The sequence below is a fragment of the Microbacterium sp. NPDC089321 genome (genome assembly GCF_040684935.1).
Lineage (GTDB): Bacteria > Actinomycetota > Actinomycetes > Actinomycetales > Microbacteriaceae > Microbacterium.
Map to the genome: position 1 here is coordinate 626614 of NZ_JBFBGX010000001.1, position 20598 is coordinate 647211.

The 20598-nt window shown below is 71.0% G+C and carries 17 protein-coding genes; 4 read left to right on the forward strand and 13 right to left on the reverse strand.

The annotated features are described in order from the left end of the window. Positions 1 to 76: 76 nt before the first annotated feature. Positions 77 to 1591: a sodium/proline symporter PutP gene (gene putP / locus AB0N59_RS02920; RefSeq protein ID WP_363478454.1), complete on the reverse strand. Its 1515-nt coding sequence runs from the start codon at positions 1589 to 1591 to the stop codon at positions 77 to 79. 108 nt (positions 1592 to 1699) lie between these two features. Here putP and AB0N59_RS02925 point away from each other — a divergent pair, with 108 nt between their 5' ends. Further along, positions 1700 to 2365: a DNA alkylation repair protein gene (locus AB0N59_RS02925; protein ID WP_363478457.1), complete on the forward strand. Its 666-nt coding sequence runs from the start codon at positions 1700 to 1702 to the stop codon at positions 2363 to 2365. A gap of 77 nt (positions 2366 to 2442) precedes the next feature. On the opposite strand, the gene AB0N59_RS02930 is transcribed toward AB0N59_RS02925, so the two are convergent. From AB0N59_RS02930 to AB0N59_RS02955, 6 genes are all read right to left on the reverse strand, one after another. Beyond that, on the reverse strand, positions 2443 to 3828 hold the full coding sequence (locus AB0N59_RS02930) for a tripartite tricarboxylate transporter permease (RefSeq protein WP_363478460.1): 1386 nt from the start codon (positions 3826 to 3828) through the stop codon (positions 2443 to 2445). Next, complete coding sequence (locus tag AB0N59_RS02935; RefSeq protein WP_363478463.1) at positions 3828 to 4262, reverse strand: hypothetical protein; 435 nt, start codon at positions 4260 to 4262, stop codon at positions 3828 to 3830. Before AB0N59_RS02935 ends, AB0N59_RS02930 begins: the two co-directional genes overlap by 1 nt. Before the next feature lie 13 nt (positions 4263 to 4275). Beyond that, on the reverse strand, positions 4276 to 5229 hold the full coding sequence (locus AB0N59_RS02940; RefSeq protein ID WP_363478466.1) for a hydroxymethylglutaryl-CoA lyase: 954 nt from the start codon (positions 5227 to 5229) through the stop codon (positions 4276 to 4278). Beyond that, positions 5226 to 6503 (reverse strand): hydroxymethylglutaryl-CoA reductase, degradative, encoded by a 1278-nt coding sequence (locus AB0N59_RS02945; protein ID WP_363478469.1) that lies wholly within the window; start codon positions 6501 to 6503, stop codon positions 5226 to 5228. Before AB0N59_RS02945 ends, AB0N59_RS02940 begins: the two co-directional genes overlap by 4 nt. 152 nt (positions 6504 to 6655) lie before the next feature. Further along, a complete protein-coding gene (locus AB0N59_RS02950; RefSeq protein ID WP_363478472.1) occupies positions 6656 to 8455 on the reverse strand; it encodes a GAF domain-containing protein in 1800 nt (599 codons plus the stop codon). A gap of 31 nt (positions 8456 to 8486) precedes the next feature. Then, on the reverse strand, positions 8487 to 9539 hold the full coding sequence (locus AB0N59_RS02955; RefSeq protein ID WP_363478475.1) for a DUF998 domain-containing protein: 1053 nt from the start codon (positions 9537 to 9539) through the stop codon (positions 8487 to 8489). A gap of 41 nt (positions 9540 to 9580) precedes the next feature. Here AB0N59_RS02955 and deoD point away from each other — a divergent pair, with 41 nt between their 5' ends. From deoD to AB0N59_RS02970, 3 genes are all read left to right on the forward strand, one after another. Beyond that, on the forward strand, positions 9581 to 10291 hold the full coding sequence (deoD, locus tag AB0N59_RS02960; protein WP_363478478.1) for a purine-nucleoside phosphorylase: 711 nt from the start codon (positions 9581 to 9583) through the stop codon (positions 10289 to 10291). Between the two features lie 131 nt (positions 10292 to 10422). Continuing rightward, positions 10423 to 11457, forward strand: coding sequence for an FUSC family protein (locus AB0N59_RS02965; RefSeq protein ID WP_363478480.1), 1035 nt, complete (start codon positions 10423 to 10425; stop codon positions 11455 to 11457). A gap of 154 nt (positions 11458 to 11611) precedes the next feature. Further along, on the forward strand, positions 11612 to 14104 hold the full coding sequence (locus AB0N59_RS02970) for a DUF3516 domain-containing protein (protein ID WP_363478483.1): 2493 nt from the start codon (positions 11612 to 11614) through the stop codon (positions 14102 to 14104). A 21-nt stretch (positions 14105 to 14125) separates the two neighbouring features. Here the strand turns inward: AB0N59_RS02970 and AB0N59_RS02975 are convergent, their stop codons facing one another. Genes AB0N59_RS02975 through AB0N59_RS03000 form a run of 6 tightly spaced genes read right to left on the reverse strand, consistent with a single transcriptional unit; the run spans position 14126 to position 20598 of the window. After that, positions 14126 to 15073 carry a DUF4862 family protein gene (locus AB0N59_RS02975; protein WP_363478486.1) on the reverse strand — a complete coding sequence of 316 codons (948 nt, stop codon included), beginning with the start codon at positions 15071 to 15073 and terminating at the stop codon, positions 14126 to 14128. Further along, complete coding sequence (locus tag AB0N59_RS02980) at positions 15070 to 15813, reverse strand: N-acetylmannosamine-6-phosphate 2-epimerase (RefSeq protein ID WP_363478489.1); 744 nt, start codon at positions 15811 to 15813, stop codon at positions 15070 to 15072. The genes AB0N59_RS02975 and AB0N59_RS02980 overlap by 4 nt, the downstream gene beginning before the upstream one ends. Continuing rightward, complete coding sequence (locus tag AB0N59_RS02985; RefSeq protein WP_363478492.1) at positions 15810 to 16781, reverse strand: ROK family protein; 972 nt, start codon at positions 16779 to 16781, stop codon at positions 15810 to 15812. Before AB0N59_RS02985 ends, AB0N59_RS02980 begins: the two co-directional genes overlap by 4 nt. Beyond that, positions 16781 to 17722, reverse strand: a complete 942-nt coding sequence (locus tag AB0N59_RS02990) for a dihydrodipicolinate synthase family protein (protein WP_363478495.1) — start codon at positions 17720 to 17722, stop codon at positions 16781 to 16783. Before AB0N59_RS02990 ends, AB0N59_RS02985 begins: the two co-directional genes overlap by 1 nt. 30 nt (positions 17723 to 17752) lie before the next feature. Further along, on the reverse strand, positions 17753 to 18553 hold the full coding sequence (locus AB0N59_RS02995) for an ATP-binding cassette domain-containing protein (protein ID WP_363478498.1): 801 nt from the start codon (positions 18551 to 18553) through the stop codon (positions 17753 to 17755). Further along, complete coding sequence (locus AB0N59_RS03000) at positions 18550 to 20598, reverse strand: dipeptide/oligopeptide/nickel ABC transporter permease/ATP-binding protein (protein ID WP_363478501.1); 2049 nt, start codon at positions 20596 to 20598, stop codon at positions 18550 to 18552. Before AB0N59_RS03000 ends, AB0N59_RS02995 begins: the two co-directional genes overlap by 4 nt.

The window sequence follows — 20598 nt, forward strand, 5'->3', positions numbered from 1 at the left end:
CAGTAGCGTCGTGCATGCAGACGAAGAGGGCCCCGGTCATCGACCGGTGCCCTCTTCGTGTCAGCGACGCCGCGCGTCAGGGAGTGTCGCCGACGGCGTGCGGACGCGGCAGCGTCAGCATCGTCCCGGTCTCGGTGAACTCCTGCTGGATCTCCTCGTTGTGACGGTAGGTGAGCAGGCTCACGACGATCGCCGCGATGCCTGCCAGCACGAACGCGGGCAGCAGCTCGTAGAGCCCGGTGTCGAGGGCCTTCCAGATGAACACGGTGGCGGCACCCACGAACATGCCGGCCAGCGCGCCCCAGTTGGTGAGCTTGCGCCAGAACAGGCTGAGGATGATGATCGGCCCGAACGCGGCGCCGAAACCGGCCCACGCGAACGAGACGAGTCCGAGGATCGAGTCGTTCGGCGTGATCGCCAGCACGATCGCGATGATCGCGACGACGAGCACCGCCATACGGCCCATCAGCACGAGGCGCTTCTGCGACGGCGGGGTGCGCTGCGCGACCTTGTACAGGTCTTCGACCAGCGCCGACGAGCACACGACGAGCTGGCTCGAGACCGTGCTCATGATCGCGGCGAGCACGGCCGCGAGGATCAGACCGGCGACGAACGGATGCATCAGCGTCTGCGACATCAGCAGCACCACGGTCTCGGGGTTGTCGAGCTCGATGCCCTGCTTGGCCATGTACGCGATGCCGACGAGGCCCGAGATCACGGCTCCGAACATCGACAGCACCATCCACGAGATGCCGATGCGGCGGGCGCTCTTCGCCTCCTGCGGCGAGCGCAGGGCCATGAAGCGCACGATGATGTGCGGCTGACCGAAGTAGCCGAGACCCCACGCCAGCGCCGAGACGATCGCGAGGAACGTGCCGCCGGTGACCGCGCCGCCGCCCAGCAGCGAGAGGTGCCCCTCGCCGGCGTTCTCGGCGATCAGGGTGCCGGTCTCGCCGAAGCCGCCGATGGCGATCACCGCGGCGACCGGCACGACGATCAGTGCGACGACCATCATGAGCCCCTGCACGACGTCGGTGAGCGATGCGCCGAGGAACCCGCCGAAGAGCGTGTACAGCAGCGTGATGCCGCCGACGAGAAGCATGCCGACGAGATAGTCGCCGTTGAACGCGCTCTCGAAGAAGACGCCGGCGGCGACCATTCCCGACGAGATGTAGAGGGTGAAGAAGATCAGGATGATCAGACCCGAGACGATCCGCAGCATGCGGCTGGTGTCGCGAAGGCGGTTCTCGAAGAAGCTGGGGATGGTGATCGAGTTGCGCGACACCTCGGTGTAGGCGCGCAGCCGCGGCGCGACGAGCAGCCAGTTGAGGTAGGCGCCGATGGTCAGACCGATCGCGATCCAGGCCTCGATGAGTCCGCTCAGGTAGATGGCTCCTGGCAGACCCATCACGAGCCAGCCCGACATGTCTGCCGCTCCTGCGCTGATGGCTGCGACCCACGGCGGCAGGTTCCGCCCGCCGAGCATGTAGTCCTCGTGGTCGTCGGTGCGGCGGAACGCGAGGTAGCCGATGAGCAGCATGCCCGCGAAGTACAGCCCGAGTGCGACGTAGGTGAAGATCTGATCGGTCATCACTCGTCCTTTCCGCGGCGGATCTCGCCGCATCGGTGCCTTCCGAGGATGTCACAGGGTTTTCCCAGACTCCATTCGGGCTCGCGGGCGGCCCAGTACGATCTGGGGATGCCGAACTCGACCGTCGACGAGATCCGCTCCGCGCTGGAGGCACTGGAGGACCCGAAGGCCAGGGCCGTGAACGAACGGCACGGAGACCCTCATGGCGTGAACCTGTCGAAGCTGCGCGCCGTGGCCAAGAGCGCGGGGATGTCGACGGATCTGGCCCGCTCGCTCTGGGCGACGGACGAGGTGGCCGCTCAGCTGGTCGCGCTGCTCGTCGCGAAGCCCCGCGAGCTGCCGGCCGACGAGATCGACGCGATGCTGCGCTCGACGAGAAGCGCGAAGGCGCACGACTGGCTGGTGAACTACATCGCGAAGAAGTCGCCCCTCGCTGAAGAGCTGCGATCGCGCTGGATGGCGGATGCGGATGCCGATGCCCGCGCCGCCGGATGGTCGCTGACCTCGATGCGGGTGCAGAAGAAGCCCGAGGGCCTGGATCTGGATGCCCTGCTCGACCGCATCGAGCGCGAGCTGCGCGATGCGCCGTCACGCGAGCAGTGGGCGATGAACGAGACGCTGGCGCACATCGGCATCCACCATCCGGCGCTGCGCGACCGCGCGGTCGAGATCGGCGAGCGGCTGCACGTGCTCGCCGACTACCCGGTGCCGCCGAACTGCACCTCGCCGTTCGCCCCGGCGTGGATCGCCGAGATGGTGCGCCGCCAGGGCTGACCGCGGCCGATGGCGCGGCCCGTGCATGCACCGGGCCCCGCGCCGTCGGAGACGACGCGGGGCCCGGTGGCGTTCGCTCAGGCGAAGAGCGCGGTGAGCGCGGGCACGGTCAGGGCTGCCACGTAGTAGCCCATGAACTGCACGCCCGTGTGCATGTGGAACAGCTTGTTCAGCAGTCCACCGACGAGACCGATCGTGATCGCGACGAGCAGCGCCACGATGCCGCCTTCGTACAGGCAGATGACGGCGATCAGGCCGGCGAAGGCGCCGATGATGGCCTCGTGCGACACCTTCTTCATGATCCACGACGCCGCGCGGTGCGCCTGCGTCATCGCGAACGGGTACGTGATGAGCAGCGCGATGACCACAGCCGCCAGGCCGAACACGAGGAACTGCCACGGGTCGAGCAGGTCGTGCAGGTTGTTGCTCGTGCCCGCCTCGGCGTCGATCGTGTAGACCGGTGGGGCGTTGAACAGCGGGTTCGCGGGGCCCGCTGCCATCGGCGACAGCGGCAGGCCGATCGCGATGAGCGGGATCAGCGTCTCGGCGATGTAGGTCGACTCGGTGGTGCCGTTCTTGACCGCCATCATCGTCGTGAGCCGGCGGTAGCCGTTCTTGATGCGGCCGCCGAACAGCTCGCCCATGAGCACGGTCATCGCCACGGGCGAGAACACGAACGTCGCGCTCGAGACCACCGCCGCGCCGGCGGTGCCCGCGAGCTGGGTGCGATCCAGAACGCCGACCGGGTTGGGCATGCGTCCCTTCCAGGTGCGCACATCGGCGGCGAGCTCGAACGACCGCGGCGCATCTCGCACCAGCGTCGCCCTGCCCGCCGGGCTCGCCGCGAGGAACAGGTCGGCGATGAGCGGCCCGATCGCGATGCCGAGGAAGAAGCTGATCGACAGGCCCTTGCCCAGCGCACCCACGGCGAAGTTCTGCAGTCCGACGACGATGAGCACGAACGGCACCAGCGCGAACAGCGCGGCCCAGCGGCCCTTCGACAGCACCGCGATGAGCAGTGCGGCGGCGAGGAACAGCCAGGGGGCGACGGCGCTGATGGCGGCGGAGAACGGCGTGAGCAGCCAGGCGAAGAACACCGCCATCGGCACGGCGATCAGGGCGGCGACGGCGCCGCCCGAGATGGCCTTGCGCAGCGCGATGTGCGGCACGCCCAGCTCTCGCAGCATCTGCGCGTCGCGCAGCAGCGGCGCCGCCATGGTGTCGCCGGGGATGCCGAGCAGCGTCGTCGGGATCGCATGCGTGATGTGCTTGGCCGCGATGGCCGCCATGAAGAACGCGAACACGCCTGCGGGCGGAACGCCGAGCAGGATGACGAGCAGCGTCAGCGGTGCGATCGTCGCCGTCTCATCGGTGCCCGAGACGAGGCCGATGAGGGCGAAGACGACGGTGCCGATCAGCGCCATGCCGAGCGCCCACATCGTGGGTTCGAGGAATGCCTCCATCAGCGCTCACCGCCTTGCGCCGCGATGCGCTCGTTCTTGCGGTGCTGGGCCACGAGGTCGTCGTAGAGACCCAGCTCCTTGACCTCGGCGAGCGCCGCGGCGGGCAGCTCGTCGGGGTCGCCGAGCGGGCCGAGCTCGGCCTCGATGGCATCCATCGCCTCTTCGCGCGAACCGCTGGGCGCCTCGCCGATCGTGACGATGCGCTTCGGCGTGAAGATGTTGGCCGCGACGACGGCGGCGATCACGCAGGCGGCGAGGCCGGTGACCAGGGCGTACGAGCGGCCGAGCGCGTCGCCTCCGGTCAGCTGGCCGAAGCCCCATTCGGCGATCAGGTACACGGGCACGGCGATGCCGACGCCCAGGCCGATGGCGCCGAGCAGATGACGGCCGTCGACCGTATCGCCCCACACCTCCAGCAGCTTCTGCTCTTGCACGGAAGGTTCCTCTCTATCGGGTCAGCGCCGTTGCGACTCGGGATGCCGGGGTCTTTCCCAGCGCGCTGGTGAGCCAGATGCTCGTGTCGGTGAGTGCATCGAGATCGATGCCGGTGCGGATGCCGAGGCCTTCGAGCATCCAGACGAGATCGTCGGTGGCCAGGTTGCCTGTCGCCGAGCGGGCGAACGGGCATCCGCCGACTCCGCCGGCGGCGGCGTCGAAGACGCGCACGCCCTCTTCCAGCCCCGCGTAGACGTTGGCGACGGCCATGCCGTACGTGTCGTGCATGTGCAGGGCGATGGCCTCGATGGGGATGCCCTCTGCGGTCAGCGCGCGCACGACGCCTCGGACCTGACCGGGAGTGGCGACGCCGATCGTGTCGCCCAGCGAGAGCTGCTCGATGCCCCACTCGCGCATCGCGGTCGCCAGTCGCACGACGTCGGCCGTGTCGACCGCGCCCTCCCACGGGTCGCCGAAGACCATCGACAGGTACCCGCGCACGCGCACGCCGTCGGCCTGCGCGCGGGCGACGACCTCGGTGACCGCCTGCTCCATGCGCTCGCGCGAGGCGCCCAGGTTCTGCTGCGAGAACGACTCGGTCACGCTGAGGAACACCGCGACGTCGTCGGCGCCGGCCGCACGGGCGAGTTCGTAGCCGCGCACGTTGGGAACGAGCACGGGGGTGCGGATGCCGGATGCCGCGAGGTCGCCGACCCGCGCGAGCACCTCTGCCGAGTCCGCCATCTGCGGCACCCGGTCGGCGCGCACGAAGCTGCCGGTCTCGATGACGCGGGCCCCTGCCTTCGCGAGGCGCCGGATCAGCTCGACCTTGGTGTCGACGTCGAGCAGCGTCTGCTCGGCCTGCAGGCCGTCACGAGGACCGACCTCCCAGATCTCGACGCTGTCGGCGGCGATCGAGGCGGTCGGCACCGCGGTGGGCAGCCCGAGCTCGCGCGTGCTGGTCATCGTGATGCTCGCAGTTCGGCGAGCACCGTCTCGGCCACGTCGGCGCGAACGGCGCCCCGCTGCACGAGCGCGGCCGCGACCGCGTCGATCTCGTCGGCGCTCGCTCCCGCCGCGACCGCGACGTTGCGGGCGTGCAGGCCCATGTGGCCCCGCTGGATGCCCTCGGCGGCGAGCGCGCGCACGGCCGCGACGTTCTGCGCGAGGCCGACGGCGCACACGATCTCGCCGAGTTCGGCGGCAGTGCTGACCTCGGTCATGGCCACGGCGGCACGCGCGGTGGGGTGCGACTTCGTCGCCCCGCCGACGAGGCCGACGGCCATGGGGAGCTCGAGCGTGGCGACGAGGTTGCCGTCGGCGTCCTGCTCGAAGCGCGAGAGCGCCCGGTACTGTCCGTCGCGGGCCGCGTAGGAGTGCGCCCCCGCCTCGACGGCGCGGGTGTCGTTGCCGGTGGCGAGCACGACGGCGGAGATGCCGTTCATGATGCCCTTGTTGTGCGTGGCAGCGCGGTACGGGTCGTCGTACGCCAGTGCGGCTCCGGCGATCATGTTGGCGACGATCTCGGCGCCCCCGAGCTCTTCGGGACGGATGACGAGACGAGCGCGGGTCAGTCGCAGGTCGGCGAGGTTGGTGAGGATGCGCAGCAGCGGGCGGCCGCCGGCGATCTCGGCGAGCAGGGGCGCCACGGCCTCCGCCATGGTGTTGACCGCGTTCGCGCCCATCGCGTCGCCCACATCGACCACGAGGTGCACGACGAGGTGGTCGTCGAGCAGGCCGTGCACGGTGCGCACGATGAGGTCGCGCGCCCCTCCGCCGATCTCGACGAGCTTCGGGTCCTGGGCGTCGGCGAGCGCGAGCACCTCTGCCTTGCGCTCGAGGATGCGGGCGCGGGCGCCGTGCGGGTCGGCGACCTCGAGCAGCTGCACCTGGGCCTGCATGATCGGCTCGGACGACGTGGTGCGGATGCCGCCGAGCTCGCGCGCCATGCGGGCGATGTTCGACGCCGCGGCGACGACGGACGGCTCCTCGGTGGCCATCGGCACGAGCACCTCGCGTCCGTTGACGATGAGGTTGGTGGCGACCCCGACCGGGATGCCGATCTGGCCGATCACGTTCTCGACCATGCGGTCGGCCTGATCCATCGTCAGGCCGGCACCGGAGGCCGGGTCGAGCGCGGCCAGCGCGTCCGCGTGTGCTCCGAGAGCGTCGGCGACAGCCGAGCGCCGTTCGGCGATGCTGAGATTGCGCAGTCCGCTGAGGCGGGATGTCGTGGCCACGTCGTCGTCCTTCCGTTGTGGCCGGCGCAGCCGCCGGTGGGCGCCGCTGCCGGGTCTGGCGGCGGCCATCGGGTCAGCCTCCGCCAGATCGACAGCCAACCAGGTGCCGAGCGAACCGCACAGGTCCGATCCGCACACTGTTCTCGCATCGACTATGTCTGGTCGAGTTCTCGGCGCGCTTTCTCGATGCGCACGGCCATCTCGAGCCGGAACCTCGCCTCGCCGGGGGCGAGAGCCGATCCGAGAAGAGCGTGCAGCCGGGCCGTGCGCTGCTTGAGCGTGTTCACATGCACATGCAGTGCACGAGCCGCCGAGGCCGACGACCAGTGCGCATCGCACAGCGCCACGAGGGTGTCGAACAGCGCGGTGCCCTTGCCGGCATCCCAGCGGACGACGGGCTCGAGCATGCTCTCGGCGAACCGCGCGAGCCTCGCGCCGTCGTCACCGAACAGCAGCGCATAGGGAGCCAGCACCGCGGCATCCATCTCGCCCTCGACGACGCCGAGGCCGCGCGCGAGCCGAGACGCCTGCCACGCGCCGGAGGCGGCATCAGCCGCGTCGGCCAGCGTCGACCCGCCCGCGACGACGATGAGACCCAGCTCTCCCGACGCCGCCTCGCGCAGCCTCTGCAGCGTCTCCCGCGCCGGGGCCGGCGCGAGCACGGCGAGGCCGTCGCCGTCGGCCGCGACGAGCCAGTCGCGCTGCATCCGCAGCCGTGACAGCAGACGAGGACGCAGCTCGGGGGCGCAGCCGACCGCGAGGGTGGTCCACGGGCTCTCGGTCGAAAGTCCCCGTGCCGCCGCGCGCAGCAGCGCCGGCTCCCGCCTGGCCGCGTCGGCCAGCAGCTCGAGGGCCAGCTCGCCGCGCACCTGCTCCTCGGCGTCTCTCAGCGCGTCCCTGCGCAGCAGCACGAGAGCCGCAGTGAGAGCCGAGCGCTCGACCGTGCGCCTCTCGACCTCGGTGAGAGCGGTCGCGCCCCGCTCGACGAGCAGTGCGCCGGGCCTCTCGGTCGCGTCGATGACCGGCGCGACGAGCTCGACGGGTCCGCTCTCGATCACGATGCTGCGGCCGCGCTCGGCATCCGGAGTGCCGGTATCGGGGAACGCCGCTCCCGCAGCATCCGCTGCGTCCTGCCCCTCGACGAACGTCACCCGTCTGCCCAGCGCGCCGGAGAGCACGGCGGCGATGGCATCGGCATCGTGCCCGGTCACCGCGAGCTGGGTGAGCTCGGCATGCAGCCCCGCCGCCCACTCCGCCTGCCGCTGCCGGAACGCGGCCTCCGCCGTCGCATCCGCCGCCTGCGCGAGAAGGCGCGCGAGGTGCAGCACGAGCGCGGCGTGCCCCGCGAACGCCGAGAGCAGCGAGATCTCGTCGGGGCGGAACCCCCGCGCATCGCGACTGGCGGTGAACAGCACGCCGAGCACCTCGCCCTTCACCACGAGGGGAGCGCCGAGCATCGAGCGCAGCTGCTCCTCGTGCACGATGGCGTCGATGATCGGATCGTGGGGCACCGAGGTGAACGACGCGTAGTCCTCCACCCACTGCGGATGCCGGGTGCGCACGGCCCTGCTCGCCAGGCCGATCCCCGCCGGAACGACCATGTCGAGGAACCGCGACGAGATCGTGCCGCTCGCGGCTCGCACCCGCAGCTGGTCGTGCTCGGGGTCGTACACCGAGAGGTACGCGACGTCGCCGTCGATCAGCTCGTGAGCCCGATCGACGATGCGCTGCAGCATCAGGTCGGCGTCGGGCTGCTCGAGCAGCTCCCGGGTCGACGACATCATCACCCGCAGCTCGGCGCTGCGCTGGCGGAGAGCGTCCATGCGGCGTGCGAGCTCGACGAGCGCATCGGCAGTGGCGGCGTCGTCGCCCGCGGCGGAGCGGATGCGCTCGGGGTCGACACCGGCGCCGTCTCCGATGTCACGGAGGATCGCCACGAGATCCGACTGCACGCATCCATTCTCGCGTGAGCCGAACCGGCTGTCAGCCGCGCAGCGGCGACCGGCGCGCCGACGGGCGCGACGCGTCGGGCGCGAGCACGCACAGCAGCTGCACGAGGGTCGTCAGCCACAGCAGCACGAGTCCGACGACGATGCCCTCGAGGGCTGCGACCGACAGCATCCGGAAGCCGAACGCGACCACCCCGCAGAGCACGACCAGGCCGACCAGCACGATCGTGAGCACCCGCAGCATGCCCACCTGCCGCAGCAGCAGCGTCGTGAGCACGGCCGCGGCGAGCAGCAGCCCCAGCGTCGAGAACGCGGCGATCGCATGCGCGACGCGCACCCGGTCGAGCGGCAGCAGGCCGACCGCGGCGAGCGCGAGGCCCGCGCCGGCCCAGGTCAGCACGATCGGGGCGATCCGCGCGAGGGCGCCGTCGCCCAGCATCCGGTGCAGGTCCCGGCCGAGGTACGAGCCCGTCGTCGCGACGAGCAGCCCCGCGATCACCGCCGTGCCGTTGAACGCCCAGCCGCCGGCTCCGATCCCGAGGTCTGAGAAGCTGCGCTCCCACCACGCGGGGTCGGCTGCGGTGAGCATCGCGAACAGCGTGCCGATCACGAGGAACGACGACAGCAGCCCCGCGAGGTCCTGCGTTCTCAGCCGCACGCCCATGCGGAACGCGAGCCTCCCGCCGAGAGCCGAGGCGACGCCGGTGAACACCCCGCCGGCCGGCGCCGGAAGGGTCAGACCCTCGAGGCCCGTGGCGAGCACCTCACCCGCCAGCAGCACGCCGAGCGCCGCGACCCCCGCGATCGCGACCGTCACCGCCGCGGCGCTGATGTGCGACACCCACGTCTGCCACGGGGGCATGGGCGCGGTCTCGCCCGCCCTGTGCATCCGGGTGCTGACGATGAACGCGACGGCGGCGATCAGCGCCGCCACGAGCGCGATCGGGATGATCACCGACCCGTCGCCGCTGAACGGGCGCGCAGCACCCCACAGCACCGCGGTGCCCACCACGGCGCCGGCAGCGAAGCACAGGGCCGTGGCCCACAGCATCCGCTCCTGCTCGCGCAGCGCCCCTCCGGCCTTCATGCACTCATCGAACCATCCGCAGCCGACATACGCTGGACGACATGAGCACCCACATCGCCGCCGCGCCCGGCGACATCGCACCGATCGTCCTGTTCCCCGGCGACCCGCTGCGAGCGAAGTGGATCGCCGAGAACTTCCTCGACGGGGCCCGGCTCTACAGCGACGTGCGCGGGATGCTCGGATTCACCGGCACCTGGAACGGCGAGCGCGTGTCGGTGCAGGGCTCGGGCATGGGCCAGCCCTCGATGGCGATCTACGCCACCGAGCTGTTCGCCGAGTACGACGTGCAGACCGTCGTGCGCGTCGGCTCGTGCGGCGGGCTCACCGAGCGGGTCGGCATGCGCGACGTCATCATCGCGAACGGCGCGTGCACAGACTCGGGCATCAACCGGGTGCGCTTCCACGGGCTCGACTACGCGCCCGTGGCCGACTTCTCGCTGCTGCGGGCGGCTGTCGAGGCCGCGGAGGGCATGACCATGGAGGCCGCCGTGCACGTCGGCCTGCTCTTCTCGAGCGACCAGTTCTACTCGACCCGTCCCGAGCTGACCGAGCCGTTCGTCGCGCACGGCGCACTGGCGGTCGAGATGGAGACCGCAGGTCTTTACACGCTCGCGGCCTACCACCAGCGGCGCGCGCTGAGCATCTGCACGGTCTCCGACCACCTGATCACCCACGAGGCGACCTCCGCGACCGAGCGCGAGCAGAGCTTCGGCGACATGATCGAGATCGCCCTGCGCGCGGCGACCGCCTGATCCGGGCATCCGGGGTCTCCTGCTTCTCCCGGAACGCAGGAGATCGCACGAAACGCAGGAGCCGGATACGGGATCGGTCCTGCGATTCACGCGAACTCCTGCAAGCTGCGCGCCCCGGCTACCGTTGACCCATGCGCTTCCCCGCCGCGATCCGCTCCGCCCGCCGGGCACCCCTGCTGCAGGTGCTCAAGTCGGCCGCGGCCACGATCGCGGCCTGGCTGATCGCCGGGTGGCTGATCCCCGGACCGCTGCCGGTGTTCGCCGCGATCGCCGCGCTGCTGGTCGTGCAGCCGAGCGTCAACCAGTCGCTGTCGAAGGCGCTCGAGCGCAGCGCCGGCGTGATCCTCGGCGTGGTGATCGCCGTGCTGCTCAGCCTGCTGCTGGGCGCGCAGAGCTGGGTCGTGCTGGCGGCCGTCGTGGTGGCGATGCTCATCGCCTGGTCGCTGCGGGCCTCGACCGGCACCGGCAACCAGGTGGCGATCTCGGCCGTGCTGGTGCTCGCCCTCGGCTCGTCGAACCCCGACTACGCGCTCGACCGCATCCTCGAGACGCTGATCGGCGCGGCGATCGGATTCGTCGTGAACGTCGCGGTCGTCCCGCCGGTGCTGTCGGCCCCGGCCAGGCGCGACATCGGGATGCTGGGCCGCGAGCTCGCCGCGTCACTCGACCGCCTGGCCTCAGCGCTTCCCACCACCCGCTCGGCGGCGCAGCTGCAGGAGCTGATGCTCGAGGCGCGTCTGCTCCGGCCCATGAAGGACGCGGCCGAGGCATCCCTCACCACCGCCGAGGAGTCGCTGTCGCTCAACCCGCGCCGGGGCCGGCACCGCGAAGACGTCGACGAGCTGCGGCAGGTCTTCGACCGGCTGTCGCCCGTGGTGACCCAGGTGATCGGCATGACGCGGGCATACATCGACCACTACGACGACGCGCTCGCGACCGATCCCACCGTGCGGGCGATCGCCGAGCAGCTGCACCGCGCCGGTCACGACGTGCGGCTGGCGGTGCAGTCGTCAGACGGCGCCGAGCCGGATGCCCTGACCTCGGCCGTCCCGGCGCTCACGACTCCCCTGGTGGTGCGGCCGCCGGCATCCGACCACTGGATCCTCGTGGGCTCGCTGATGGAAGACCTGCGCCGGATCCACGGCGAGCTGCGCGACGAGAGCTGACGGGCGCGGCACGGCCTCACAACTCCGGAGATCCGCTGCCGATCCGGCGCAGAGCGCCCCGAAACGGACGCAACTCGCGCGGATCTCCGGAACATGGCTGGCCGCCGTCCTTACGGAGTCCTCAGCACCGCAGAGGTGAAAGGATCGAAGCATCATGCCTCTCGATCCCTCCCTCCTCCGCGGCGCCGATCCGGATGCCGTCTACCTCGCCTTCGTGGAATGGGCGGAGTCGACCGGCATCAGCCTCTACCCCGCTCAGGACGAGGCGGTGATCGAGATCGTCTCGGGGAAGAACCTCATCCTCTCGACGCCCACCGGCACCGGGAAGTCGCTGGTCGCGACCGCAGCCCACTTCGCCGCTCTCGCCGGCGGTCGGCGCACGTACTACACCGCCCCCATCAAGGCCCTGGTCAGCGAGAAGTTCTTCGCTTTGGTCGAGGTGTTCGGAGCCGAGAGCGTCGGCATGGTCACGGGCGACTCGTCGGTGAACGCCGATGCTCCGATCGTGTGCTGCACGGCCGAGATCCTCGCGAATCTCGCCCTGCGCGAGGGATCCGACGCCGACGTCGGGCAGGTCGTGATGGACGAGTTCCACTTCTACGGCGACCCCGACCGCGGCTGGGCATGGCAGGTGCCGCTGCTCGAGCTGCCCCAGACGCAGTTCGTGCTCATGTCAGCGACCCTGGGCGACGTCACCGACCTCGCCGCCGACCTCACTCGCCGCACGGGCCGCGAGACCGCGGTCGTCACGGGCGTCGAGCGTCCGGTGCCACTGCACTTCTACTACGAGACGACACCGATCCACGAGACGATCGACGAGCTCCTCTCGACCGGCCAGGCTCCCGTCTACATCGTGCACTTCTCGCAGGCCGCCGCGATGGAGCGGGCGCAGGCGCTGGCGAGCGCCAAGGTCGCCAGCCGCGAGCAGCGTGATGAGATCGCCGAGCTGATCGGCGACTTCCGGTTCACGACCGCGTTCGGCAAGACGCTGTCACGGCTGCTGCGGCTCGGCATCGGCGTGCACCATGCCGGCATGCTGCCGAAGTACCGCCGCCTGGTCGAGCAGCTCGCGCAGCGCGGCATGCTGCGGGTGATGTGCGGCACCGACACCCTCGGCGTGGGCATCAACGTGCCGATCCGCACGGTGCTGCTGACGGCGCTGACGAAGTTCGACGGCAAGCGGATGCGGCAGCTGAACGCCCGTGAGTTCCATCAGGTCGCGGGTCGCGCCGGCCGCGCCGGGTACGACACGGCGGGAACCGTCGTCGCGCAGGCGCCCGAGCACGAGAGCGAGAACATCGCGGCGGTGAAGAAGGCCGGCGACGATCCGAAGAAAAAGCGCAAGATCATCCGCAAGAAGGCTCCGGACGGCTTCGTGTCGTGGGGAGAGCCGTCGTTCCAGAAGCTGATCGCCTCGCAGCCCGAGACCCTCACGTCGCACATGCAGATCACGAGCGCGATGATGCTGAACGTGATCGCCAGGGGCGGCGACGTGTTCGGCAATATGCGCGCGCTGGTATATGACAACCACGAGCCGAGGGCGAACCAGCGACTGCTGGCGCTGCGCGCGCTCGGCATCTACCGCACGCTGCTGCAGTCGGGCGTCGTGGAGCGCGTCGACGGGACCGTGCGCCTGACGGTCGACCTGCAGCCGAACTTCGCCCTCAACCAGCCGCTCTCCCCCTTCGCCCTCGCGGCCTTCGAGCTTCTCGACCCCGAGGCGCCGAGCTTCGCGCTCGACATGATCTCGATCGTCGAGTCGACCCTCGATGACCCGCGCGCGATCCTGAGTCAGCAGGAGTTCCAGGCGCGCGGCGAGGCGGTCGGCGCGATGAAGGCCGAGGGCATCGAGTACGACGAGCGCATGGAGCTGCTCGAGCAGATCACCTATCCGAAGCCGCTCGACGAGCTTCTCGGCGCGGCGTTCGAGACCTTCAGCTCGTCACAGCCGTGGATCCGCGACTTCGAGCTGCGCCCGAAGTCGGTCGTGCGCGATATGTACGAGCGAGCCATGTCGTTCGGGGAGTACGTCGCCTACTACAAGGTCGCGCGCTCTGAGGGGGTGGTGCTGCGCTACCTGTCGGATGCCTATCGCGCGGCCTCGCAGACCATCCCCGAGCACCTCAAGACCGAGGACCTGCACGATCTGATCGAATGGCTCGGCGAGCTCGTGCGTCAGGTCGACTCGAGCCTGCTCGATGAGTGGTCCGAGCTCATCGCCGGTGTCGACAACGGCCGGTTCGACCGTCCGGACGAGCCGGTCGTCCCGCCCGCGCCCAAGCGCCTCAGCTCCAACACCCGCGCTTTCCGCGTGCTGGTGCGAAACGAGATGTTCCGCCGCGTGCAGCTCGCCGCTCGCGAAGACGTCGAGTCGCTGGCATCCCTCGACCCCGACTTCGGCGCCGGCGGCTGGGATGCCGCCCTCGACGCGTACTTCGCCGAGCACGACGAGATCCTCACCGGCGCCGACGCACGCAGCCCGCAACTGCTGCTCATCGATCAGGGCGCGAGCGAGTGGAAGGTCCGTCAGATCATCGCCGACCCCGCAGGCGATCACGACTGGGGCATCTCCGCGGTCATCGACCTCGCGGCATCCGACGAGGCGGGCGAGGCCGTCGTCACCGTGACCGGCGTCACCCGCCTGTAGCCCGATCGACGGGAGGCAGGGTCAGCGCGACCTCTGCGTGCCGGATGAGGTCGACACCGCCGCGGCGAGCGCCTCGATGTGGCGCTCGGCCGACCGCAGCACCTCGTCGGCGGCGACGGCGTCGGGGTGCCTGCTCACCTTGAGCCCGAGCCACGGCGTCGCGCCCGCCGCGAGCACGGCGGCGTGCACGCGCTCGTCTGTGAGCAGCGACGCGGCACGCGGGTCGATCGATGCGAAGGGGTGGTGGGCGTCGATCCAGGGGCCGCTGTAGGGGCTCTCGCGATCGGATGCTCCCGAGAGCACGAGTCCGTCGAGCAGGCCGCTGCCCGCGGCGACGGCGATCTGGTCGGCGACCGCGTCGGCGCCTCGCAGCTCGATCGCCGAACGGCCCCAGTTGAGCCACAGGCCGACGTCGGCGCCCGAGGAGCGGATCGCCCGGATCTCGCCGTCGAGCGAGAGGAATCCCTTCTCGGGGGTCTGCCCCGGCACGTGCGCGTCGCAGTGCTCGATCACCAGTCGCGCCCCCGACCAGTCGAGAGCCGAGATCTCTTCGAGCGAGCGCGCGAGCGCGTCGGCATCGGCCACCGCTCGCGGTGAGGTGTGCAGCTCGACGACCGCGGTGCGAGCGGCGCTGCGCTCGGCGATCGTCGCGACGTCGGCGGCGACGCGCCGCAGATCGGCGAGGGCTGCGGCGCGGCCGGCCTCGTCGGGCGACGCGATGCCGTAGCCGGGAGTCGCGATACGGCGCATGACGAACGGCAGGGGCGTGATGGCGAGGGCGATCTCGGGCACGTTGGCGAGGAACCAGTCGGTGTCGTGCGGGTGGATGCCGTCGATCCACGGCACCTCCAGGGCGTCGACGCCGTCGAGCTGGGCCAGTCCGCGCAGCACGGCGTCTTCGACGGAGGGGTCCCAGTTCGCGAAGGCGGGCGACAGCGGGTAGGCGCTGACGACGACGCGTCTGCTCATCGCTCGGCGCCCTGTGCGGCGTCGGTCGTCGCGGCGTCGGGCTTCGCCGCGTCGGCCACGGCGGCGGCGAACCACGAGGTGATGGTCGACGGATGCGTGATCGCCGTGCCGACGCACACCGAGAACGCACCGGCGGCGATGGCGGCCGCTGCCTGCTCAGGGGTGTGCAGACGGCCCTCGGCGATGACCGGCCGTGAGCAGTGGCCGGCGATCTGCGCGATGAGCTCCAGATCCGGGCCGTCGGTCTGGGGGCGCTCCCCGGTGTAGCCCGACAGCGTGGTGCCCAGGTAGTCGGCTCCAGCGGCTTCGGCGGCGATCGCGTCGCCGAGCGATCCGCAGTCGGCCATGATCAGGGCATCCCGCCGCGTCTCGGCGAGATGGGCGCGCAGGCCCGCGATCGTCTCGGCGAGGGTGAGACCGTCCGGTCTGGGGCGACGGGTGCCGTCGATCGCCACGATGTCCGCCCCGGCGTCGGCCACGGCCCTGGCGTGCGCGAGCGTCGGGGTGATGAACACCTCGTCGTCGCCGTCCTTCCAGAGGCCGACGATCGGCACGGGCAGCTCGGCGACTGCCCTGATGTCGGCGATGCCCTGCACCCGGATGCCTGCGGCGCCGCCGACCAGCGCCGCCTGGGCGACCTGCGCCATGGTGCGCGGGTCTCGCATCGCCTCGCCTGGATAGGCCTGGCACGACACGATGAGGCGTCCCTCGAGCCGCTCGGTGACGTCGGTGAATCTCATCGGTTCCTCCAGGCGGATGCCGCGGCCCCGCGCAGCGGGGCGTCGTCGCCGAGCGCGCCCGGCAGGATGGGTGTGTTCTGCAGCGCGTCGATGGCGTCGTCGCGGTACGCGGCCAGCATCGCCTGCCACCAGGCGTCGCCGATCTGCGGCACGCCGCCGGTGATGACGATGCGCTCGGGATCGATGAGCGCGGCCGCACCGGCGAGCGCACGGCCCACCGCCGCGGCGGAATCGGCGATCGCCTGCACAGCCCGACCGTCTCCCCCGGCTGCTGCGGCGGCGACGCCGCGGGCGTCGGTCACGGCGGGGTCGCCGCCGAGCGAGAGATAGTGCCGGTGCAGGCCGAGGCCCGCCCCGATCGCCTCGAGGTGACCGGTGCGTCCGCACGGGCAGCGCAGGTGCTCGGCGCCGCGGATCGGCAGGTGCGCGAGCTCGCCGCCCACGTGGTGGGCGCCGCGCACAGGACGCCCGTCGACGATCACCCCGGCCCCCACGCCCGTGCCGACCGCGACGACCAGTGCGCTGGACGCGCCGGCGGCTGCGCCGTGCAGGAACTCGCCCGACGCATGCGCGTCGACGTCGTTCTGCACGGCGATCGGGGCGCCGTCGGCGAGCCGCTCGGCCAGAGCCGCGCGCACGCGATCGGCCAGGCGGGTGCCAGGCCAGTCGGCGAAGGTGTCGGTCGACGACACGATGGTTCCGGTGCCGGCATCCACCACTCCTGCGGTGCCGATGCCGACGCCCGCGAGCGTGATCATCGCCCCGTACCGCTCGTCGGCGGCGGCCAGCAGCCGCTCGGCGAGAAGCCGGACGGTCTCGACGACGGCATCCGGGCCCTCACCTGCGCGGCTGGGGGCGACGAGGGTGTGCTGCGGCACGTCGTCGCGGCCGGCGAGCGCCGCGGCCGTCTTCGTGCCGCCGATGTCGATGGCGAGCACGAACCCGGCCGACGGCGCGACGGCGGTCATCAGACCGTCGCGACGGGCAGCAGCCCCACCGCGGCGAGCACACCGCTCACCTTATCGACGACAGCGTCGTCGAGCGGCGTGACCGTGCCGGCCATGGTCGCGTGATCGATCAGGCCACGAGCCTTCATCGCCGCCTTGAACGCGCCGACGCCGGTCGCGTCGCCCGAGAGCCCTGCGGGCTGGAAGACGATGTCGAACATGCGGTTGATCCGCTCCTGCTCGCTGCGGGCGGCATCCCAGTCGCCACGGGCGGCGGCCTCGAAGAGTCGCACGTACCCCTCGGCCTCGACGTTCGCGACACCGGGAACCACGCCGTCGGCGCCGGCCAGCAGCATCGCGTCGACGACCATCTCGTGACCGGTGAGCAGCTGCAGCGGCCGGCCGGCGGCGTCGTTCGCGGCGATCAGGCGGCGGAAGCCGACGTCATCGCCCGACGAGTCCTTCACGCCTTGGATGACGCCCTCGGTGCCGAGCTGGATGAGCAGCTCCAGGCTGAGCTTCTTGTGCACGCGCACCGGCACGTCGTACGCCCACAGGGGCACGTCGATGGCGGCGGCGATCGCCCGGAAGTGATCCGCGATCTCGGCCTGGTCGTTCAGCGTGTACAGCGGCGCCGTGGTGACGATCGCGTCGGCGCCGGCGTCGGTCAGCCGGCGAGCGGTCTCGATGATGCGCGGCGCGGTGAGCTCGATGGCTCCCGCGATGATCGGCACGCGGCCGGCGTTCGCGTCGGCGATCGTCGTGAGGATCGCCACGCGCTCGTCGTCGGTGAAGTACGCGGTCTCACCTGTGGATCCGAGGGCGAACAGGCCGGCGACGCCGGCGTCGACGAGGTACTCGACGAGGCGGGCGAGCGAGGTGTGGTCGACCGAGTGGTCGGGCAGCAGCGGGGTGGCGACAGGGGGGACGACACCGGCGAAGGTGAGGGATGCAGTGGTCATGAGGTCTCCGGTCAGGGTGGAGGGTCGCGATCAGCGAGTGGTTTCGAGGAGGGAGGGAGCGGCGCCCAGCAACGTGCGGGTGTACTCGTCGGAGGGGTTGTCGAAGACCTGCGCGGCGTCGCCGTACTCGACGATGCGGCCCTTGTTCATCACGACGATCTCGTCAGACAGGTAGCGCACGGTCTGGATGTCGTGCGAGATGAACACCATGCCCAGGCCCAGCTGGTCTTTGAGGTCGGTGAGCAGGTTGAGGATCTGCGCGCGCACCGACACGTCGAGGGCCGAGGTGGGCTCGTCGGCGACGATGACCTGCGGGTCGAGCACCAGGGCGCGGGCGATCGCCACGCGCTGGCGCTGACCGCCGGAGAGCTGGCTGGGCAGGGCGTCGAGGGCGGATGCCGGCAGCCCGACCAGGCCGATCAGGTCGCGCACCTTGCGGCGGCGCGAGGCCGGATCGCCGAGCCCGTGCACCTGCAGCGGGTCGAGCAGCGCGTCGCGCACCGTCATGCGGGCGTTCAGCGCGGTCGCCGGGTCCTGGAAGACCACCGAGAGGATGCGGCCGAGGCGTCTGCGCACCGCGGGGGTGAACGAGCGCACGGGCTCGCCCGCGAAGATCACCTGACCGCTGGTGGGCGTCTCGAGCCCGATGAGCACCTTGGCCGAGGTCGACTTACCCGATCCGGACTCGCCGACGATGCCGAGGGTCTGACCGCGCTTGACGGTGAGCGAGACCCCGGCGAGGGCGTCCACGTGCTTCGGACGGAACAGCGTCGAGGCGCGGGTGCGGTAGCGGACGTGCACGTCCTTCAGCTCGATGACGGGTTCGCTCATCGCCCTGCTCCGATCGGCTCGACGGGCGCATCCTCGGGATGCGCGGAGTAGAAGTGCTCGGTGCCCGCGATCCGCCTGCGCACCGGGGTCACACCCGCATAGCGGGCAGGGTCCGACGAGCGCGGGGCGAAACGGTCGCCCGCGGGGAAGTCCCGCGGCGACGGGACGACGCCCGAGACCTGGTGCAGGCGGTCGGAGCCGGCCTCGATCGACAGCACGGCGCCGAGCAGACCCTGGGTGTACTCGTGCACCGGCTGCGAGAGCACCTCGCGCGTGGTGCCCTGCTCGACCACCTGGCCCGCGTACATGACCGTGATGCGGTGCGTGAGCTGGGCGACGAGCGCGAGGTCGTGCGAGACGAAGACCATCGCGAAGCCGAGCTCCTTCTGCAGGCGCATGAGCAGCTCGACCACCTGCGCCTGCACGGTCACGTCGAGGGCCGTGGTCGGCTCGTCGGCGATCACCAGGCGCGGGTTGCGGGTGAGGGCCATCGCGATGAGCACGCGCTGGCGCTGGCCGCCCGAGAGCTCGTGCGGGTACGACGAGAGCGTGCGCTGCGGGTCGAGGCCGACCAGCTCGAGCAGCTCTTCCGCCGTGCGGGTTCCGCCACGGCGGGTGAGCTGCTTCATCTGCGAGCGGATCAGCATGGCCGGGTTGAGCGAGCTCAGGGCGTCCTGGTAGATCATCGCGATGTCGTGTCCGCGCAGGGCGTTGCGCTCGGCCGGCGCCATCGTCAGCAGATCCCTGCCGTCGAAGAGGATGCGTCCGCGCACGCTCGCCTTCGGGTCGAGCAGGCCCATGATCGCGAGCGACGTGATCGACTTGCCGCAGCCCGACTCTCCGACCAGCGACATGGTCTCGCCGGGACGCACCGTGAAGCTGACGTGGTCGACGACGTCGACGTCGCCGTGCCGGGGGAACGAGATGCACAGGTCCTGCACCTCGAGCAGCGGAGCCGCGTCGCCCTGGTACACCAGGCGGTCGTCTCGGGCGAGCTCGCGCCTGCGCAGCTCGGCGAGACGGTCGGCCAGCGGCACCGCCGGGGTCTGCGGCCCGAGTGCGTCGGGCACGCCGCTCGGCACCGAGAGGTTCACCGAGGTGTCCACCGTGGGGATGACGTGCGTGCTGTCGAGCGCCGCGCTCTCGAGGTCGCTGGTGGACTCCTCGGTGTTCGCGGCATCGGCGGTGATCTTGCGCGCCTTCGGCGAGACCATCGCGTCGGTCATGCCCTCGGAGAGGATGTTCAGGCACAGCACCGTGATCATGATCAGGATGCCGGGGAAGAACGTCGCCCACCAGGCGCCCGACATCAGCAGGTTGCGGCCGGCGGCGATCACGTTGCCCCAGCTGGGCTCGGGGTCGGGCACACCGGCCTGCAGGAACGACAGCGACGCCTCGAAGACGATCGCGTCGGCGACGAGCACGGTGGCGAACACGAGCACGGGGGCGATCGCGTTGCGGGCGACGTGCTTGACGATGATCCGGGGCGTGCGGGCGCCCATCACGCGCACCGACGAGACGTAGTCCTCGCCGTACTGGTCGAGCACGTTGGCCCGCACGATGCGGGTCAGCTGCGGCACGTAGAGGAAGGCGATCGTCAGCACGAGCACGGGCAGCGACTTGCCGAAGACGGCGACGAACACGGCGGCGAGCGCGATGCCGGGGAACGACATGATGACGTCCATGACGCGCATGAGCGTCTCGGAGACCCACTTCGGCGCCGTCGCGGCGATGGTGCCGAGCACGCAGGCGACCGCGAGGGCCACCAGAGTGGCTCCGATGCCGATCACCAGCGAGTAGCGGGCGCCGTAGACCAGGCGGGAGAAGATGTCGCGGCCCTGTCGGTCGGTGCCGAACCAGTGCTCGCCGCTGGGTGCCTGCACGGGGGCGCCGGAGGCGAGCGGGTCGAAGGCGGCGACGACCGGCGCGAGCACCGCGGCGAGCGCGATGACGGCGAGGATGCCGAGACAGATCATCGATCCGATCGAGAGGCCTCCGAAGCGCAGGCCGGGAGCGGAGAGTCGTTCAGTGAGTTTGCGTCGCAT

Excerpts from the sequence above, each read along its gene's own strand:
- AB0N59_RS03000 (WP_363478501.1), bottom strand. The coding sequence starts at position 20,598 with ATGCGACGCAAACTCACTGAACGACTCTCCGCTCCCGGCCTGCGCTTC.
- AB0N59_RS02930 (WP_363478460.1), bottom strand. The coding sequence starts at position 3,828 with ATGGAGGCATTCCTCGAACCCACGATGTGGGCGCTCGGCATGGCGCTG.
- AB0N59_RS02990 (WP_363478495.1), bottom strand. The coding sequence starts at position 17,722 with ATGACCACTGCATCCCTCACCTTCGCCGGTGTCGTCCCCCCTGTCGCC.
- AB0N59_RS02925 (WP_363478457.1), top strand. The coding sequence starts at position 1,700 with ATGCCGAACTCGACCGTCGACGAGATCCGCTCCGCGCTGGAGGCACTG.
- AB0N59_RS02980 (WP_363478489.1), bottom strand. The coding sequence starts at position 15,813 with ATGAGATTCACCGACGTCACCGAGCGGCTCGAGGGACGCCTCATCGTG.
- AB0N59_RS02995 (WP_363478498.1), bottom strand. The coding sequence starts at position 18,553 with ATGAGCGAACCCGTCATCGAGCTGAAGGACGTGCACGTCCGCTACCGC.
- deoD (WP_363478478.1), top strand. The coding sequence starts at position 9,581 with ATGAGCACCCACATCGCCGCCGCGCCCGGCGACATCGCACCGATCGTC.
- AB0N59_RS02985 (WP_363478492.1), bottom strand. The coding sequence starts at position 16,781 with ATGACCGCCGTCGCGCCGTCGGCCGGGTTCGTGCTCGCCATCGACATC.
- AB0N59_RS02975 (WP_363478486.1), bottom strand. The coding sequence starts at position 15,073 with ATGAGCAGACGCGTCGTCGTCAGCGCCTACCCGCTGTCGCCCGCCTTC.
- AB0N59_RS02955 (WP_363478475.1), bottom strand. The coding sequence starts at position 9,539 with ATGAAGGCCGGAGGGGCGCTGCGCGAGCAGGAGCGGATGCTGTGGGCC.
- AB0N59_RS02940 (WP_363478466.1), bottom strand. The coding sequence starts at position 5,229 with ATGACCAGCACGCGCGAGCTCGGGCTGCCCACCGCGGTGCCGACCGCC.
- putP (WP_363478454.1), bottom strand. The coding sequence starts at position 1,591 with ATGACCGATCAGATCTTCACCTACGTCGCACTCGGGCTGTACTTCGCG.
- AB0N59_RS02970 (WP_363478483.1), top strand. The coding sequence starts at position 11,612 with ATGCCTCTCGATCCCTCCCTCCTCCGCGGCGCCGATCCGGATGCCGTC.
- AB0N59_RS02965 (WP_363478480.1), top strand. The coding sequence starts at position 10,423 with ATGCGCTTCCCCGCCGCGATCCGCTCCGCCCGCCGGGCACCCCTGCTG.